Source organism: Bradyrhizobium manausense, from assembly GCF_018129685.1.
Classification (GTDB): Bacteria; Pseudomonadota; Alphaproteobacteria; order Rhizobiales; family Xanthobacteraceae; genus Bradyrhizobium; species Bradyrhizobium manausense_D.
On sequence record NZ_JAFCLG010000003.1, the window covers coordinates 286,609 to 301,880 of the forward strand.

Genomic DNA, 15,272 nt, shown 5'->3' on the forward strand with positions numbered 1-15,272 from the left:
GGCACGATGGTGATGATGAGCACCGGCGCAATCAGACCGGATCAAGTGATCGCCGAAGCAACGATGCCGGTGCTTTCGGTCTCGGGCCTCACCACCTCCTTCCTGCGCGAGCGGGACTGGTTCCCGGTCGTCCGCAACGTCTCGTTCGACATCGCGCCACGCGAGACCGTCGCGATTGTCGGCGAGTCCGGTTCGGGCAAGAGCGTCACCGCGCTCTCGATCATGCGGCTCATTCCGAAAGAGAGTGGCCGCAGCGACGGCCGGATCATGCTTTGCGGCCGCGACCTGTTGACGCTGCCCGAAGCCAGCATGAAAGACATTCGCGGCAACGACGTCGCGATGATCTTCCAGGAGCCGATGACGAGCCTCAACCCGGTTCTCACCATCGGCTTCCAGATCGCGGAAACGTTGATCCAGCATCGCGGCCTGTCACGTGCGGCGGCCGAGGCCGAGACCGTCCGTCTGCTCGACCGTGTTCGTATCCCCGCGGCAAAGTCGCGTTTCCACGAGCATCCGCATCGCTTCTCCGGCGGCATGCGCCAGCGTGTGATGATCGCGATGGCGCTCGCCTGCAAACCAAAACTCCTGATTGCGGATGAGCCGACCACCGCGCTCGACGTCACCATCCAGGCCCAGGTCCTGGAACTCTTGAAGGAGCTTCAGCGGGAGGAGGGGATGTCGATCCTCTTCATCACCCACGACATGGGCGTCGTCGCCGAGATCGCCGACCGCACCGTGGTGATGTATGGCGGACAGGCGGTGGAGCTTGAGGCGACCTCGCGCATCTTCGCAGCGCCCTCGCATCCCTATACAAGCGCGCTGCTCGCCGCCGTGCCGCGGCTCGGCTCGATGGATGGCCGTCCGCGACCGATGCGGTTTCCCGTCGTGGACAAGGTGACGGGCACCTCGGACGAACCGGTGGAGACAGCGGATACGGTTTCGACCGCTGCGCGTCCGTTGCTGGAAGTATCAAACCTCACCACGCGTTTCCCGATCCGCTCGGGCCTGTTCGGCAAGCTCTCCGGTCGTGTGCACGCGGTCGAGAACGTCTCCTTCACCTTGCGTGCCGGCGAGACATTGGCGCTGGTCGGTGAATCCGGCTGCGGCAAGTCGACCACCGGCCGTTCGATCCTCAAGCTGACGGAGCCGGACGCCGGTACCGTGCTGATCGACGGCCAGGACGTGCTCGCCATGAGCGGCCGCACCCTTCGCGATTTCCGCAAGCACATGCAGATCGTGTTTCAGGATCCCTTCGCGAGCCTCAATCCGCGCATGTCGGTTGGCGCTGCGATCGCGGCCCCGCTGCTCGCCAACGGGCTCGCGACTGCGTCGCAGGCGCGCGACACGGTCGCCGATCTCCTGGTGCGCGTCGGTCTCACCGCCGACATGGCCGCGCGCTTCCCGCACGAATTTTCTGGCGGCCAGCGCCAGCGCATCTGCATCGCGCGCGCGCTCGCGCTTGGGCCGAAACTGATCGTCGCTGATGAGGCCGTCTCGGCGCTCGACGTCTCGGTCAAGGCGCAGGTCGTGAATCTCATGCTCGATCTTCAGGCCAGCATGGGGCTCGCCTACCTCTTCATCTCTCACGACATCGCAGTGGTCGAGCGCATGAGCCACCGCGTCGCGGTGATGTATCTCGGCGAGATCGTCGAGATCGGCCCGCGCGCCTCCGTGTTCGGCAATCCGCAGCATCCCTACACCAAGAAGCTGATGGCTGCCGTGCCGGTGCCGGATCCCACGCGTCGCGCGACCAAGCGTGAGGTCGCATACGACGAAATCCGAAACCCGGTGCGCGCGCCCGATTATCAGCCGCCGACACGGCAACATCGCGAAATTTCCCCCGGCCACGTCGTGCAGGTCTGGGGCGAGGAGTGGTCGGGCTGAGGCGCGGGCAGAGCGCCATGGTTTAACCGAGCGATCATCTGGTGAAGTGTCGTTTTCGGACGTGATCTTCGCATCGAAGTCGCCTTGCGAGGCCGCCGTCGTTATAGTCGTGCCATGCTCGACTTCGCTGCTCAATACGAGGCCTTCAGACGCCGCGATCCAGCCTGGGACGGAATAGTTTTCGTCGCAGTCAAGACGACCGGCGTATACTGTCGTCCGGTATGTCGGGCACGGACTCCGTTGGCTCGCAATGTCTCATTCTATCGGAGCGCAGCCGCAGCGGAACGTGCCGGCTTTAGACCTTGTCTCAGATGCCGTCCGGAAACGGCTCCCTTCTGCCCCGCCTGGAAGGGGACCAAGACGACTGTCGAGCGTGCGCTCACTCTCATCGAGGGTGGAGCGCTTGATCGGGGTAATATCGAGCAACTTGCGCAACGCCTTGGGGTCGGATCACGTCACCTGTCGCGCCTCTTTGCCGAGTACCTCGATGCATCGCCGTTGCAGGTCGCACTCTCGCTTCGGGTGCGGCGCGCGAAGCGTCTACTTGATGGCACTGATCTTCCGATGCGACTCGTAGCCGAGCGTGCCGGCTTTTCGAGCGCAAGGCGGCTGAACGCCGCGTTCACGCGACTCTATGGCCGGCCGCCATCGGCCATCCGGAAGCCTGCATCATCTAAGACTCGAACCATCTGATCGAAGCGGAGAGAACGCGATGGTCGTCAAGACTTTTGGAACGGTGAGTGCAGAGGAGCAGAAGCAATTGAGCGGACTGGAATTTGTTCGCGGGCTTGCGACCGGCGCACTCCCTCTCAACACAATCGCGCAGACGCTGGGCTACGACGTCGCCGAGGTGGAAAGCGGCCGTGTTGTCGTCACTCTGACGCCGACCGACGCCCATCTCAATCCAGCGGGTACCGTGCATGGCGGACTGACGGCGACGCTGCTGGATAGCTGCATGGGGCTAGCCGTTCAATCCATGCTCGACAAGGGCACCGGCCAGACGACGCTCGAGTTCAAGATTTCGCTGGTCCGACCGATTACCCCGGAAACCGGTCAAATAAGGGCTGAAGGCAAGGTCCTGAACTGCGGTCGCCGTATCGGCACTGCCGAAGGGCGGGTCGTCGATGGCAATGGGCGACTGCTCGCCCACGGGACGACCACGTGCTTCATTTTTCCAAGCTGAAGCGCTCGTCATTGCGTGCTGACGAGGGGTGATCGGCTAGCCCTCACGAATTCACGTGCACGAAATCGCGCAGCAGCGGATAGATCTCGTTGTTCCAGCGCTTGCCCGAGAACACGCCGTAATGGCCGACGCCGGCCTGCATGTGGTGGACCCTGCGATAGGCCCGCACGCCGGTGCAGAGATCCTGTGCGGCGAGCGTCTGGCCGATCGAGCAGATGTCGTCCTTCTCGCCCTCGACCGTCATCAGGCCCATGCGGCCGACGGCCTTGGTGTCCACGGGGCGGCCGCGATGCATCAGCTTGCCCTGCGGCAGCAGGTGCTCCTGGAACACGTCGCGCACCGTCTCGATGTAGAATTCGGCCGGCAGATCCATCACGGCAAAATATTCGTCGTAGAAGGTCTTGATGCTCGCCGCCTTCTCCTTCTCGCCCTTGGCGATGTGGTTGGCGAGATCCATGTGCTGCTTGATGTGCCGCTCGAGATTCATCGAGACGAAGGCGGTGAGCTGCACGAAGCCGGGATAGACTTTCCGGAACGCGCCGCGGCACTGCACCGGCACGTAGTTGATCAGGTTCCGCTCGAACCATTCGATCGGCTTGCTCTTGGCGAACTCGTTGACCTTGGTCGGCTGGATCCGCGTGTCGATCGGCCCGGCCATCAGCGTCAGCGTCGCCGGCCGCGAGGGATGGTTGCCCTCGCACATGATCGCGGCCGCCGCGAGCGCCGAGACCGAGGGCTGGCAGATCGCCACCATATGCGGGCGCGGGCCGAGCTGTCCGAGAAAATCGATCAGGTGCTCGGTGTAGTCGTCGAGCCCGAAGCGGCCCTCGTTGCGCGGAATGTCGCGCGGATTGTGCCAGTCGGTGATGTAGACGTCGTGATCCTGCAGCAGGGTCTTCACCGTGCCGCGCAGCAGCGTCGCGAAATGGCCGGACATCGGCGCCACCAGCAGCATGCGCGGCTGCTCCGGGCCGTTGTCTTTCTTGAAGTGCAGCAGCGAGCCGAACGGCGTCGCGTAGGCGACCTCTTCGGTAATGCCGTATTCGCGATTGCCCACCATCACGCTGTCGATGCCGTAGGCCGGGCGGTCATAGGTGAGGGTGGAGCGCGAGATCAGCTCCAGCGCTGCCGAGAGTCGGCCGACCACCTGGTCCGACATCCCCTGCGGGACCAGATTGAGGAATTTGAGCGCGGACGAGGCCCCCGCCCGAAACGGCGCCGTCAAATCCATCTGGTTCTGAAAAGCCTGATAATACATCGACATCATACTGAAGCGCCCGCCTGTCCCATGGTGCCATGCAATATCGAAGCCAGACCAGAGTCAAATCGCCCGCAGAATTGGCACGTCGCTTGCTGATTGATCAGGCCGGAAAAGTTCAGGCCGGAAAAGCGAGGGAAGGGGCCATATGGCGAAGGCGACACTGACCATCAGCAGCAAGAACTACTCGTCCTGGTCGCTGCGTGGCTGGCTGCTGACGAAGTTTTCCGGGCTGGATTTCGAGGAGATCGTCACCGCGCCGGACGACGCCTCGGCGCGTGCCGAAATCCTGCTGCTGTCGTCCTCGATCCTGGTGCCCTGCCTGCGGCACGAGGGCGCCACGGTCTGGGACACGCTGGCGATTGCCGAATATCTCAACGAGGTGATGCCGCACGCTGGCCTTTTGCCTGCCGACCGCGTCCAGCGTGCGCATTGCCGCTCGATTTGCGGCGAAATCCATTCCGGCTTTACCACGCTGCGCGCCTCGCTGCCGGTCAACCTCAAGGGCTACTTCCCCGGCTTCAAGATCTGGTCGCGCGCGCAGGCCGACATCGACCGTGTCTGGTTCATCTGGCGCGATTGCCTGGAGAAGTCCGGGGGGCCGTTCCTGTTCGGCCAGCAGCGCAGCATGGCGGATGCGATGTACGCCCCTGTGGTGACGCGCTTCGTCACCTACGACGTCAAGCTCGAGCCTGACCTGAAGGCCTATGCCGACACCATCATGGCGATGCCCGAGATGAAGGAATGGATCGCGGCGGCGAAGGAAGAGCCGGCCGAGATCGAGGAGCTCGAGGTCGAATATTAGGCAGGCGCCGCGCGGCCTTGCCTGTTTCCCGGGCGGGCGAGGCCGGCGCCCTCGCCGGCCTCCATGTCTTTGCGCATATTAACCTTTGGCGCCGGTATTCGCGGCGACCAGCTCGCGTGCTGCGCGGATGTTGTGCGCTTCCGCGCGGCCATGTCGACATCTAGCCGTGAACAGGTGCGTACGGAGCCATCAGGCCGATTCGGACGTGATTCGTTCGGGCCGCGTTCCGTTCGTTAAGGCAGAGCGCGACTCCGTTGCATTTTGAGACAAAAGCAGGTTTGTCAGGCCACGCCGGAATGCTTCACGCGCGGCATGCGCCAGCCGATGACGGTGGCTTCCACCGGGACGCCGGCCGCATCGTTCTGCCAGCGGCCCTCGACATAGCGGCAGGCGAACGGCAGTTGATACGTCCCGCTGTGATCCTCGCACAGCACTTCGACCGGCAGGCCGGGTGGCGGTTCTCCGGCGCCATCAAATTCCGCCAGACGTCTATCGCGCGTTGCCATTCCAGAAATCTCCCCTCATCAAGCCGCGAAAAGAGCGCCCACTTCTTCCGCGCGCGGTTCACTGCTCCCCATCCGAGGGAACGGGCCAAGCTCAACGCGAGAATGCGGTACGAGTGTGGTAGCCTCCGCCCGCTGCGCGCAATAAGCGCACATTGCCGTGATCGTTGGACGAGGAATCCTGATGCTGCGCACGACCGCTGCCGTTTGTTTCGCCATGTTACCGTTCGTCGCGCATGCTCAGGACGTGCCCGGCATCGAGATCTGCACGGTCGAGAAGACGATGGAGCGGCGGACCAGCTGCCTGCAGAGCAACGTCGATTTTCTCCAGAAGACCATCACCAGGCTCAATCTCGATCACCAGCAAAAGATCGATGCTGCCATCAGGCAGATCGATGCGCTGAAGGTGACCCTCGCAGGCTTGCAGAAGACCATCGGCGACCTCCAGGCCATGCAGACGAAGACGGTCGAGGATCTGAAGAAGAAGCAGGACGTGCCGCCGCCCAAGGATGCGAAGGACAAATAGCCTCGGACCACGAGAGCAATCCCGATCAAGCGAGGCGCGCGGTAACGTGCATCATCGCCGCGCTTCGAACGAGAGCTAGAACCCATGAACCCGGCCCAGCGCGCGCTCTGGTATATCGAAAGCCATCTGGCCGAGCCGATGACGCTCGACGAGATTGCTGCGATCGGTGGCGTGTCGCGGTTCCACATGGTGCGTGCGTTTGCCGCAGCCACCGGCTTCCCGGTGATGCGCTATTTGCGCGCACGACGGCTGAGTGAGGCGGCGCGCAGCCTTGCCAAGGGCGCGCCGAACATTCTGAGCATCGCGCTGGAGGCGGATTATGGCTCGCACGAAGCATTCACCCGTGCGTTCCGCGACCAGTTCGGCACCACGCCCGAGGCGGTGAGAGCGGCGACGTGCACCGGCCAGCTCAAGCTTCAGCAGCCGATCCTGATGGAGTCCAGCATGCTCGACAATCTCGCTGCCCCGCGTTTTGAATCCGCAAAGGCTTTCCTCGTCGCCGGCCTCGCCGAGCGCATCACCTGCGACAACGGCGCGGCCATTCCGGGCCTGTGGCATCGCTTCCACCAGGAGGTCGCCGACATTCCCGAGCGCATTGGAAACGTCGCTTACGGCGTCTGCTGCAACGGCGATGATTCCGGCAATTTCGACTACATCGCCGGCGTCGAGGTCGCCGATTTCTCCGACCTTGCGCCTCGCTTCGGCCGCATCCGCATCCCCGAGCAGCGCTACGCGGTGTTCACCCACAGCGACCACGTTGCCTCGATCCGGCGCACCGTCAACACGATCTGGAATCAATGGCTGCCCGCTTCCGGCTACAAGGCTGCGGATGCGCCGAACTTCGAGCGTTATGACGAGAATTTCGATCCCGTCACCGGCAATGGCGGCTTCGAGATTTGGGTGCCGGTGCGCGAGTAGCACTGCAACGCTGGCATACCATCCCGCTTGCTTGGCAAGGGGCAGCTACTTTGTCATAACCGCTGGCAAATCTTGCCAGCGGGGCCTGCGCCGGACATCCCGAGCAAGCCATAACAAGCAGCCGGGAGGTCCCCAATGTCCGACATCCGCGTTCTCGCCACCGACCTCGAATTTCCGGAAGGTCCGGTCGTGATGCCTGATGGCTCGGTGGTGCTGGTGGAAATCCGTGGCCAGCGCCTGACGCGCGTTTATCCCGATGGCCGCAAGGAGATCGTCGCGAAAGTGCCGGGCGGCCCGAACGGCGCCGCGCTTGGCCCCGACGGAAAAATCTACATCTGCAACAATGGCGGCTTCTCCTGGATTCCGACCCGCACCACGATCATGCCGGGCCCGCAACCCGAGGATTATCTCGGCGGCTCGATCCAGCGCGTCGATCTGCAGTCCGGCAAGGTCGAGACCGTCGTCACCAAATGCGGCGAGCACGATCTGCGCGGGCCGAACGATCTCGTTTTCGACAGGCATGGTGGCTTGTGGTTTTCCGACCTCGGCAAGCGCCGCGCCCGCGAGATGGATGTTGGCGGCATGTACTACCTCAAGCCCGGCATGACCGACATCGTCGAGGTCGTGCACGGCGTGCTGCCGGCCAACGGCATCGGCCTCTCGCCCGACGAAAACACCGTCTACATCGCGGAGACGCCGACGGGCCGGCTGTGGGCCTATGAGCTCTCCGCGCCCGGCACGCTCAAGCCGCGCGACGCGATCTATCGCGGCGAGCGCGGCAAGCCGATCTGCGGCCTCGGCGGCTACCAGATGTTCGACTCGCTGGCGGTGGAAGCGAATGGCAATGTCTGCGTGGCCACGCTCGTCTCCGGCTGCATCTCGGTGATCGCGCCTGACGGTACCCTGGTCGAGCAGGTCCCGACCGGCGACCGCGTCACCACCAACATCGCCTTCGGCGGCCCCGAGCTGAAGACCGCCTACATCACGCTGTCCGGCAAGGGCGAGCTCGTCGCCATGGACTGGCCGCGTGGCGGTTTGCCTCTCAATTTCCTAAACAAATAAACGGTGCTAGTTACCGTCATTGCGAGCGAAGCGAAGCAATCCAGGAATGCGTCCGCGGTGACAGTCTGGATTGCTTCGTCGCTCCAGTGCAAAATTGCCCTGCAATTTTGTCACGAGCTCCTCGCAATGACAACGGAGAGAGAACTTCAATGCCCTGGCCCGATCCCATCACCCTGCGTGGACAACACGCCCGCCTCGAGCCGCTGTCGAAAGAGCATCGCGATGGCCTGATGGAGGCCGTGAAGGACGGCGAGCTCTACAAGATCTGGTACACGCTGATCCCGACGCCGGAGAACGTGACCAGGGAGATCGACCGCCGCCTCGGCCTGCAGGCCGCGGGCTCGATGCTGCCGTTCACGGTGTTCGACGCCGGCGGCAAGATCGTCGGCCAGACCACCTACATGAACATCGATGCCGCAAACCGCCGCGTCGAGATCGGCGGGACCTGGTATGCGAAGAGTGCGCAGCGCGGTCCGCTCAACACCCAGTGCAAGCTCTTGCTGCTCACCCACGCCTTCGAGACGCTGAACTGCATCGCGGTGGAATTCCGCACGCATTTCTTCAACCACCAGAGCCGCCGCGCCATCGAGCGCCTGGGCGCCAAGCAGGACGGCATCCTGCGCAGCCACCAGGTCGCGCCGAACGGCACGCTGCGCGACACCGTCGTCTACAGCATCACCGCCGCCGAATGGCCGACGGTGAAGGCGCATCTCAACTATCAACTCAACGACAAGCCGCGCCAGCAATGATGTGCACCGCTTTTGCCGCGAACTCGATCACCTTTCCCATAGGGAGAGGTGTCGGCGCGCGCGGCAGCAATTCACTCAATATCACGACGCGGTAAAGGCCGGGGAACCATGGATCAATTTGACTACGTGATCATCGGCGCGGGCTCGGCCGGTTGCGTCCTCACCTCAAGGCTCAGCGAAGATCCGAACGTGAGCGTCTGCGTGCTCGAAGCGGGCCCGAACGACTGGCACCCCTATATCCATCTGCCTGCGGGTTTCATCAAGACCTTCCACATGAAGAGCATCAACTGGGCCTACCAGCAGGAGGTCGGGCCCTACACCAATGGGCGCAGCATCTACGCGCCGCGCGGCAAGACGCTCGGCGGCTCGTCCTCGATCAACGGCCACATCTACAACCGCGGCCAGCGGATGGATTTCGACACCTGGGCGCAGATGGGCAATCGCGGCTGGGGCTATGCCGACGTGCTGCCCTACTTCAAGCGGCTGGAGAAGCGGGTCGGCGAGGGCGACAATACCTTTCGCGGGCGCGACGGCAAGCTCACCGTCACGACGATGGACTGGCGCGATCCGCTTTGCGAAGCCTTCATGGAAGGCGCGGTCTCGCTCGGCATTCCCCGCAACCCTGACTACAACGGCGCGAAGCAGGAGGGAGTCTCCTACTGCCAGCGCACCATCGACAAGGGCCTGCGCGTCTCCGGCTCGACCGCGTTCCTCAAGCCCGCGATGAAGCGGCCGAACGTGCATGTGCGCACGCATGCGCACGCAACCGAGATCATTTTCGAAGGCAAGCGCGCCGTTGGCGTGCGCTACACCAGGGGCGGCCGCGGCGGCACGCCGGTGGAGGTGCGCGCCAACAAGGAGGTGATCCTGTCCGGCGGCACCTATAATTCGCCTCAGCTCTTGCAGCTCTCAGGCATCGGCTCGCCCGATCTGCTGAACGCCCACGGCATCCAGGTGCGCCACGCGCTGCCGGTCGGCGAGGGCTTGCAGGACCATTACGCCCCGCGAACCGTGGCGCGCGTCAAGGACATCAAGACCATCAACGAGCTGCGTCGCGGTGTCTCGCTGTGGATCGAGGCGCTGAAATGGGCGACCGCGCGCCGCGGCCTGCTTTCGCTGTCGCCGACCATGGTCTATTGTTTCTGGCATTCCGGCGAGAGCGCCGACAGCTCCGACTTGCAGCTCACCTTCACGCCGGCGAGCTACAAGGAAGGCGTGCAGGGCCAGCTCGAGGACGAGCCCGGCATGACGGTGGCCTCCTGGCAGCAGCGCCCGGAGAGCCGCGGCTATGTCCGCATCCGCTCATCCGATCCGTTCGCGCCGCCGATCATCCAGACCAATTATCTCGACGCCGAGCTTGACCGCCGCGTCATCGTCGGCGGCATGAAGCTTGCGCGGCGCCTGCTGAAATCCGCACCGCTGTCGCCCTATTACGCCTACGAGGATTTCCCCGGCCCCAACGTCGTCTCCGACGACGAATTTTTGCACGCGGCCACTGAACGCGGCACCACCACCTTCCACCCCGGCTGCACCTGCCGCATGGGCCCGGCGGATTCGAGTTGGGCCGTGGTCGACGACCAGCTCCGCGTCCACGGCCTCGAAGGCCTCCGCGTCATCGACGCGTCCGTCATGCCGCGCATGATCTCGGCGAATTTGAATGCGGCCACCATGATGATCGCGGATCGTGCCTCGGACCTGATCCGCGGTAAGGCCCCGATGGAAGCCGCGCGCATCCCGGACGCTGCGGTGGCGTGAGATTTCGTAGGGTGGGTTAGCGAGCGGCTGCGCGAAGCGCGGTCGCTGGCGTAACCCACCGCCTCTGCCGATGCGGAAACGCAAGAGGTGGGTTACGCTGACGCTAACCCACCCTACGAGCCCATCATCCAACGGACAGAAATCCGATGCAGGACGCAGACGACGTGCTTGAACGACTGGAGCGATGGTATGCGGCCCAATGCAATGGAGACTGGGAGCACACCTACGGCATAACGATCGAGACGCTGGACAACCCCGGCTGGAACTTCAAGGTGGAGCTTAGGGATACATACTTGTCGGGCCGCACTTTCTCGGAAATTTCGGAACGTCAATCAGACGATCACAGGGAGTTCTTCCATTGCGGCGTGAAGGACGATGTCTTCACGGGGGCGTGTCCTCCCAATCGGCTCCGCGAAATCATTTCGATCTTCCTGGGCTGGGCCGAAATGCCTTCGGCGGAGCAGGTCGAGAAGTCTTAGAGTAGATGGTCATTTGATAGAGATATCGCTTCGCTCTATCCGGGCTACGGTCGGCGGGACATAAAGTCCCGTCGGGCAAAACACCCGCCACCCCGTCAACCCCCCACAAAAATATTCCACTTTACCGAAATTCGGAATTTTGGCATAACTCGAAACAGCCCGGCCCGACGAAGAGGGGCCGTTCGCGAGTCGTTCGAAACGCGGGCCGGGTTGCGGTGGACGCGGCAGCGTCGGCACGAGAGGTGCGGGCAGGGCGGGTAGTCCCTGTGAGTCCGCGGCCACGTGTAGACGGACGGCGCTGAGCGCGTACGGCAAAACCGTGTGGTCCTGGCCGTCGTTGCTACGGTCAAGCCTGTCGCGGAGGTGTGGAGCGCCCAACCGGGTCAACCACATCGTCAATTCGCGGGGCGAGGGAGGCCAGAACGAACTCGGCTCCCGGGAGCGCACGGCATAAGCCGTCCAACCACTGCGCAGGGAAGGCCGTGTGTGCGGCTTCACCTGTATGCCGCTGTGCAGTCTTTTTGCGCTACATGCGCACACCGTGGGTGCCAGCCGGCGCCCGGCCTTCCCTGCGCCCTCTGTTTGAAGAGGGAGCTAGCGGTGAAGCAAAGCTCGGGCGAAATGCGCCGCGAGGATGCAAAGGCATGTCTGCGATTGAGAAACGAGTTGAAAGCTGCTCGCGACACGCTCGATACCGTAGGGTGGGCAAAGCGGAGCGTGCCCACGATCTTGCGTTTCATAACCGAATGGTGGGCACGGCGCTTTGCGCCTTTGCCCACCCTACGGCACCGCGCGGCACGCTGCAGCGCGTCCGGGACACGAAAGACCTTACACTTCCCTTCTGCTCAAGAACGCCAGCCGCTCGAACAAATGCACGTCCTGCTCGTTCTTCAGCAGCGCGCCGTGCAGCGGCGGGATCAGCTTGCGCGGGTCGCGTTCCCTCAGCTGCTCGACGCTCATGTCCTCGTTGAGCAGCAGCTTGAGCCAGTCCAGCAGCTCGGACGTCGACGGCTTCTTCTTCAGGCCGGGCACCTCGCGGACCTCGAAGAAGATGCGCAGCGCTTCCTCGACCAGGCGCTTCTTGATGCCCGGGAAGTGGACGTCGACGATGCGGCCCATCGTGTCGGCGTCGGGGAACTTGATGTAGTGGAAGAAGCAGCGGCGCAGGAAGGCGTCCGGCAGCTCCTTCTCGTTGTTGGAGGTGATCATCATGATCGGGCGCTGCTTGGCCTTGATCGTCTCGCCGGTCTCGTAGACATGGAATTCCATGCGGTCGAGCTCGAGCAGGAGATCGTTCGGGAATTCGATGTCGGCCTTGTCGATCTCGTCGATCAGCAGCACCGGGCGCTGCTCGGCGGTGAAGGCCTCCCAAAGCTTGCCGCGCTTGATGTAGTTCTTGATGTCGGAGACGCGGGCATCGCCGAGCTGGCTGTCGCGCAGGCGCGACACCGCGTCGTATTCGTAGAGGCCCTGCTGCGCCTTGGTGGTGGACTTGATGTGCCAGGTCAAAAGCGGCGCGTTCAGCGCCTTCGCCACTTCCTCCGCCAGCACCGTCTTGCCGGTGCCGGGCTCGCCCTTGATAAGGAGCGGGCGCTCCAGCACGATCGAGGCATTGACGGCGACCTTGAGATCGTCGGTCGCAACATAGTCCTTGGTGCCGGTAAATTTCATTGCGCGTCCTTGTTGGTCGTCGTCCCGGGCGTTGCCAATGTCATGGCCCTGGTCGCGACATGGGAACGGCCGCTCATGGCGGCCGTTCCTGGTTCGGTCAGGCTTTCAGACCCGTTTTATCAGCGAAAGGATGACGAGCACAATCACCGCGCCGACCGTGGCGTCGATGATGGCGCCCAGCGTACCCGTGGCCAGCGCGATGCCGAGCTGCGGCAGCACCCAGCCTGCGACCAGCGCGCCGATGATGCCGACCACGATGTTGCCGAGCAGGCCAAATCCCGCCCCGTGGACAATCTTACCGGCGAGCCAGCCGGCGATGGCGCCGATGATCAGTGCTGCGAGAATACCCATTGCAAACGTCCCCAAAACAACCCCTTGAGACGGTCAATTCTAGAGCAAAAAGGCATCTGGTCTACGTTGAAGTGGTTCGCGCCTAGTTCACCTCTCCCCAGCGGGGAGAGGTCGATTTGCGCAGCAAATCGGGTGAGGGGGTGCCGGTCCCAAGAGAGACTGTATCCCCTCACCCGGCGCTGCGCGCCGACCTCTCCCTCCGGGAGAGGTGAAGCGCCGCCGCCCCTTGACGTCAGCCATCCGACGGGCAATCTGTCAGCCATGTTCCTGCAATTCTTCACGTCTCTGCGCGATGCGCAGGTCCCCGTCACGCTGCGCGAATACCTCACGCTGATGGAGGCGCTCGACGCTGACCTGTCGGACTATTCGGTCGAGAATTTCTACTATTTGTCGCGCACCTCGCTGGTGAAGGACGAGCGCAACCTCGACAAGTTCGACCGCGTCTTCGGCACGGTGTTCAAGGGGCTGGAAAGCCTGCTCGACGCCATGGAGAAGGCGGAGATCCCAGAGGAATGGCTGAAGAAGCTCGCCGAGAAATATCTCAGCGAGGAAGAGAAGAAGCAGATCGAGGCCATGGGCTGGGACAAGCTCATGGAGACCCTGAAGAAGCGCCTCGAGGAGCAGAAGGGCCGGCACCAGGGCGGCTCGAAATGGATCGGCACGGCGGGCACCTCGCCGTTCGGCGCACACGGCTACAATCCCGAAGGCGTTCGTATCGGCCAGGAGAAGAACCGCAACAACCGCGCCGTGAAGGTGTGGGACAAGCGCGAGTTCAAGGACCTCGACGGCAATGTCGAGCTCGGCATCCGCAACATCAAGGTCGCGCTGCGCCGCCTGCGCAAATTCGCGCGCACCGGCGCGCCCGACGAGCTCGATCTCGACACGACCATTCGCGAGACGGCCAATCACGGCTATCTCGACGTCCACATGCGCCCCGAACGGCGCAATGCGGTGAAGCTCCTGGTGTTCTTCGACATCGGCGGCTCCATGGACTCGCATATCGAGCAGGTCGAGGAGCTGTTCTCGGCGGCGAAGAGCGAGTTCAAGCACATGGAATATTTCTACTTCCACAACTGCCTCTATGAGGGCGTGTGGAAGCAGAACAAGCGCCGCTTCACCGATCGCACGCCGACCTGGGACGTGCTGCACAAGTACCCGCATGACTACAAGGTCGTGTTCGTCGGCGACGCCTCGATGTCGCCTTACGAGATCATGGTGCCGGGCGGCTCGGTCGAGCACGTCAATGAAGAGCCGGGCTCGGTCTGGCTCGACCGCATCATCCGCACCTATCCGCATACGGTGTGGCTGAATCCGGTCGCGCAGAAGCACTGGGACTATTCGGAATCCACCACCATCATCAAGCGCATCTTTGCCAACCGCATGTACCCGATCACGATCGAAGGTCTGGAACATGCGATGAAGGAATTGACGCACTAGCGTATGATCAGCCCGGTGCGATCGGCGACGGAAGTGCGCTCCCTCCCCCGCTTGCGGGGGAGGGCTGGGGAGAGGGTCTCTCCACGGGCGACGTCCTCCAAGAGGAGAGAGCCCTCACCCGCGTCGCTGCGCTCCGCGACCTCTCCCGCAAGCGGGAGAGGTGACCTCCGCCTTCGGCAGCTCGCCGAACTGACGACGTAACAAGAGGAAGACCCATGCCCCAAAACATCACCCGCGGCATCAAGGCGCTGATCGAGGAGGCCAATGCCGAGATCGAGACGCTCTCGGCCAAGGACGCCATCGAGATATCCAAGAACGGCGACGTCGTCATCGTGGATATCCGCGACCCCCGCGAGATCGAGCGCGATGGCCGCATCCCCGGCGCCTTTGCCTGCACCCGCGGCATGCTCGAATTCTGGATCGATCCGCAGAGCCCGTATGCCAAGCCGATCTTCCAGGAAGACAAGAAGTTCGTCTTCCACTGCGCCGGCGGCCTGCGCTCCGCGCTCGCAGCCAAGACCGCGCAGGACATGGGCCTGAAGCCCGTCGCCCACATTGCCGGCGGCTACGCCGCTTGGCGCGATGCTGGTGGACCGACGGAAGCGTGGGAGCCGAAGAAGAAGGGGTGAGCCTCGCTCTCTCCACTCGTCATTCCCCGCGAAGGCGGGGAATCCAGTACGCCGCAGCCTCT

At 63.4% G+C, this 15,272-nt stretch carries 16 protein-coding genes; 12 read left to right on the forward strand and 4 right to left on the reverse strand.

Translation table 11 applies throughout. The annotated features are described in order from the left end of the window. Positions 1-15 precede the first annotated feature (15 nt). The 3 genes from JQ621_RS11635 (at position 16) to JQ621_RS11645 (ending at position 3,067) form a co-directional block, all read left to right on the forward strand. Positions 16-1,884: an ABC transporter ATP-binding protein gene (locus JQ621_RS11635; protein WP_212234797.1), complete on the forward strand. Its 1,869-nt coding sequence runs from the start codon at positions 16-18 to the stop codon at positions 1,882-1,884. Between the two features lie 114 nt (positions 1,885-1,998). Next, on the forward strand, positions 1,999-2,577 hold the full coding sequence (locus tag JQ621_RS11640; protein WP_212234798.1) for a bifunctional transcriptional activator/DNA repair enzyme AdaA: 579 nt from the start codon (positions 1,999-2,001) through the stop codon (positions 2,575-2,577). A gap of 19 nt (positions 2,578-2,596) precedes the next feature. Then, complete coding sequence (locus JQ621_RS11645) at positions 2,597-3,067, forward strand: PaaI family thioesterase (protein ID WP_212234799.1); 471 nt, start codon at positions 2,597-2,599, stop codon at positions 3,065-3,067. A 43-nt stretch (positions 3,068-3,110) separates the two neighbouring features. On the opposite strand, the gene JQ621_RS11650 is transcribed toward JQ621_RS11645, so the two are convergent. Beyond that, positions 3,111-4,334 (reverse strand): polyhydroxyalkanoate depolymerase, encoded by a 1,224-nt coding sequence (locus JQ621_RS11650; protein WP_212234800.1) that lies wholly within the window; start codon positions 4,332-4,334, stop codon positions 3,111-3,113. Between the two features lie 139 nt (positions 4,335-4,473). Here JQ621_RS11650 and JQ621_RS11655 point away from each other — a divergent pair, with 139 nt between their 5' ends. After that, positions 4,474-5,130, forward strand: a complete 657-nt coding sequence (locus JQ621_RS11655; protein WP_212234801.1) for a glutathione S-transferase family protein — start codon at positions 4,474-4,476, stop codon at positions 5,128-5,130. Between the two features lie 281 nt (positions 5,131-5,411). On the opposite strand, the gene JQ621_RS11660 is transcribed toward JQ621_RS11655, so the two are convergent. Further along, positions 5,412-5,636, reverse strand: a complete 225-nt coding sequence (locus tag JQ621_RS11660; protein ID WP_212234802.1) for a hypothetical protein — start codon at positions 5,634-5,636, stop codon at positions 5,412-5,414. Between the two features lie 181 nt (positions 5,637-5,817). Between JQ621_RS11660 and JQ621_RS11665 the strand changes: the two genes are divergently transcribed. The 6 genes from JQ621_RS11665 (at position 5,818) to JQ621_RS11690 (ending at position 11,122) form a co-directional block, all read left to right on the forward strand. Continuing rightward, the gene (locus JQ621_RS11665) at positions 5,818-6,159 is read left to right on the forward strand and encodes a coiled-coil domain-containing protein (protein WP_212234803.1); all 342 of its coding nucleotides are present in this window, start codon (positions 5,818-5,820) and stop codon (positions 6,157-6,159) included. 84 nt (positions 6,160-6,243) lie between these two features. Next, the gene (locus JQ621_RS11670) at positions 6,244-7,077 is read left to right on the forward strand and encodes an AraC family transcriptional regulator (RefSeq protein ID WP_212234804.1); all 834 of its coding nucleotides are present in this window, start codon (positions 6,244-6,246) and stop codon (positions 7,075-7,077) included. A 135-nt stretch (positions 7,078-7,212) separates the two neighbouring features. Beyond that, positions 7,213-8,139, forward strand: coding sequence for an SMP-30/gluconolactonase/LRE family protein (locus tag JQ621_RS11675; RefSeq protein ID WP_212234805.1), 927 nt, complete (start codon positions 7,213-7,215; stop codon positions 8,137-8,139). Positions 8,140-8,288: 149 nt separating this feature from the next. Continuing rightward, positions 8,289-8,888, forward strand: coding sequence for a GNAT family N-acetyltransferase (locus JQ621_RS11680; protein ID WP_212234806.1), 600 nt, complete (start codon positions 8,289-8,291; stop codon positions 8,886-8,888). A 108-nt stretch (positions 8,889-8,996) separates the two neighbouring features. Further along, the gene (locus JQ621_RS11685; protein ID WP_212234807.1) at positions 8,997-10,643 is read left to right on the forward strand and encodes a GMC family oxidoreductase; all 1,647 of its coding nucleotides are present in this window, start codon (positions 8,997-8,999) and stop codon (positions 10,641-10,643) included. Positions 10,644-10,789: 146 nt separating this feature from the next. After that, positions 10,790-11,122 (forward strand): immunity 53 family protein, encoded by a 333-nt coding sequence (locus JQ621_RS11690; RefSeq protein ID WP_212234808.1) that lies wholly within the window; start codon positions 10,790-10,792, stop codon positions 11,120-11,122. An 828-nt stretch (positions 11,123-11,950) separates the two neighbouring features. On the opposite strand, the gene JQ621_RS11695 is transcribed toward JQ621_RS11690, so the two are convergent. Both JQ621_RS11695 and JQ621_RS11700 read right to left on the reverse strand, forming a co-directional pair. Then, entirely contained in the window at positions 11,951-12,793 is an 843-nt protein-coding gene (locus tag JQ621_RS11695) for an AAA family ATPase (RefSeq protein WP_008140272.1), read from the reverse strand. Between the two features lie 105 nt (positions 12,794-12,898). Next, positions 12,899-13,144 (reverse strand): GlsB/YeaQ/YmgE family stress response membrane protein, encoded by a 246-nt coding sequence (locus JQ621_RS11700; protein ID WP_212234809.1) that lies wholly within the window; start codon positions 13,142-13,144, stop codon positions 12,899-12,901. Positions 13,145-13,405: 261 nt separating this feature from the next. On the opposite strand from JQ621_RS11700, the gene JQ621_RS11705 reads away from it, so the two are divergent. Both JQ621_RS11705 and JQ621_RS11710 read left to right on the forward strand, forming a co-directional pair. Then, positions 13,406-14,581: a vWA domain-containing protein gene (locus JQ621_RS11705; protein ID WP_212234810.1), complete on the forward strand. Its 1,176-nt coding sequence runs from the start codon at positions 13,406-13,408 to the stop codon at positions 14,579-14,581. A gap of 215 nt (positions 14,582-14,796) precedes the next feature. Continuing rightward, on the forward strand, positions 14,797-15,210 hold the full coding sequence (locus JQ621_RS11710; protein ID WP_212234811.1) for a rhodanese-like domain-containing protein: 414 nt from the start codon (positions 14,797-14,799) through the stop codon (positions 15,208-15,210). Positions 15,211-15,272: the final 62 nt, after the last annotated feature.

Excerpts from the sequence above, each read along its gene's own strand:
- JQ621_RS11700 (WP_212234809.1), bottom strand. The coding sequence starts at position 13,144 with ATGGGTATTCTCGCAGCACTGATCATCGGCGCCATCGCCGGCTGGCTC.
- JQ621_RS11635 (WP_212234797.1), top strand. The coding sequence starts at position 16 with ATGAGCACCGGCGCAATCAGACCGGATCAAGTGATCGCCGAAGCAACG.
- JQ621_RS11665 (WP_212234803.1), top strand. The coding sequence starts at position 5,818 with ATGCTGCGCACGACCGCTGCCGTTTGTTTCGCCATGTTACCGTTCGTC.
- JQ621_RS11650 (WP_212234800.1), bottom strand. The coding sequence starts at position 4,334 with ATGATGTCGATGTATTATCAGGCTTTTCAGAACCAGATGGATTTGACG.
- JQ621_RS11675 (WP_212234805.1), top strand. The coding sequence starts at position 7,213 with ATGTCCGACATCCGCGTTCTCGCCACCGACCTCGAATTTCCGGAAGGT.
- JQ621_RS11685 (WP_212234807.1), top strand. The coding sequence starts at position 8,997 with ATGGATCAATTTGACTACGTGATCATCGGCGCGGGCTCGGCCGGTTGC.
- JQ621_RS11695 (WP_008140272.1), bottom strand. The coding sequence starts at position 12,793 with ATGAAATTTACCGGCACCAAGGACTATGTTGCGACCGACGATCTCAAG.
- JQ621_RS11690 (WP_212234808.1), top strand. The coding sequence starts at position 10,790 with ATGCAGGACGCAGACGACGTGCTTGAACGACTGGAGCGATGGTATGCG.
- JQ621_RS11680 (WP_212234806.1), top strand. The coding sequence starts at position 8,289 with ATGCCCTGGCCCGATCCCATCACCCTGCGTGGACAACACGCCCGCCTC.
- JQ621_RS11645 (WP_212234799.1), top strand. The coding sequence starts at position 2,597 with ATGGTCGTCAAGACTTTTGGAACGGTGAGTGCAGAGGAGCAGAAGCAA.
- JQ621_RS11660 (WP_212234802.1), bottom strand. The coding sequence starts at position 5,636 with ATGGCAACGCGCGATAGACGTCTGGCGGAATTTGATGGCGCCGGAGAA.
- JQ621_RS11705 (WP_212234810.1), top strand. The coding sequence starts at position 13,406 with ATGTTCCTGCAATTCTTCACGTCTCTGCGCGATGCGCAGGTCCCCGTC.
- JQ621_RS11710 (WP_212234811.1), top strand. The coding sequence starts at position 14,797 with ATGCCCCAAAACATCACCCGCGGCATCAAGGCGCTGATCGAGGAGGCC.
- JQ621_RS11640 (WP_212234798.1), top strand. The coding sequence starts at position 1,999 with ATGCTCGACTTCGCTGCTCAATACGAGGCCTTCAGACGCCGCGATCCA.
- JQ621_RS11670 (WP_212234804.1), top strand. The coding sequence starts at position 6,244 with ATGAACCCGGCCCAGCGCGCGCTCTGGTATATCGAAAGCCATCTGGCC.
- JQ621_RS11655 (WP_212234801.1), top strand. The coding sequence starts at position 4,474 with ATGGCGAAGGCGACACTGACCATCAGCAGCAAGAACTACTCGTCCTGG.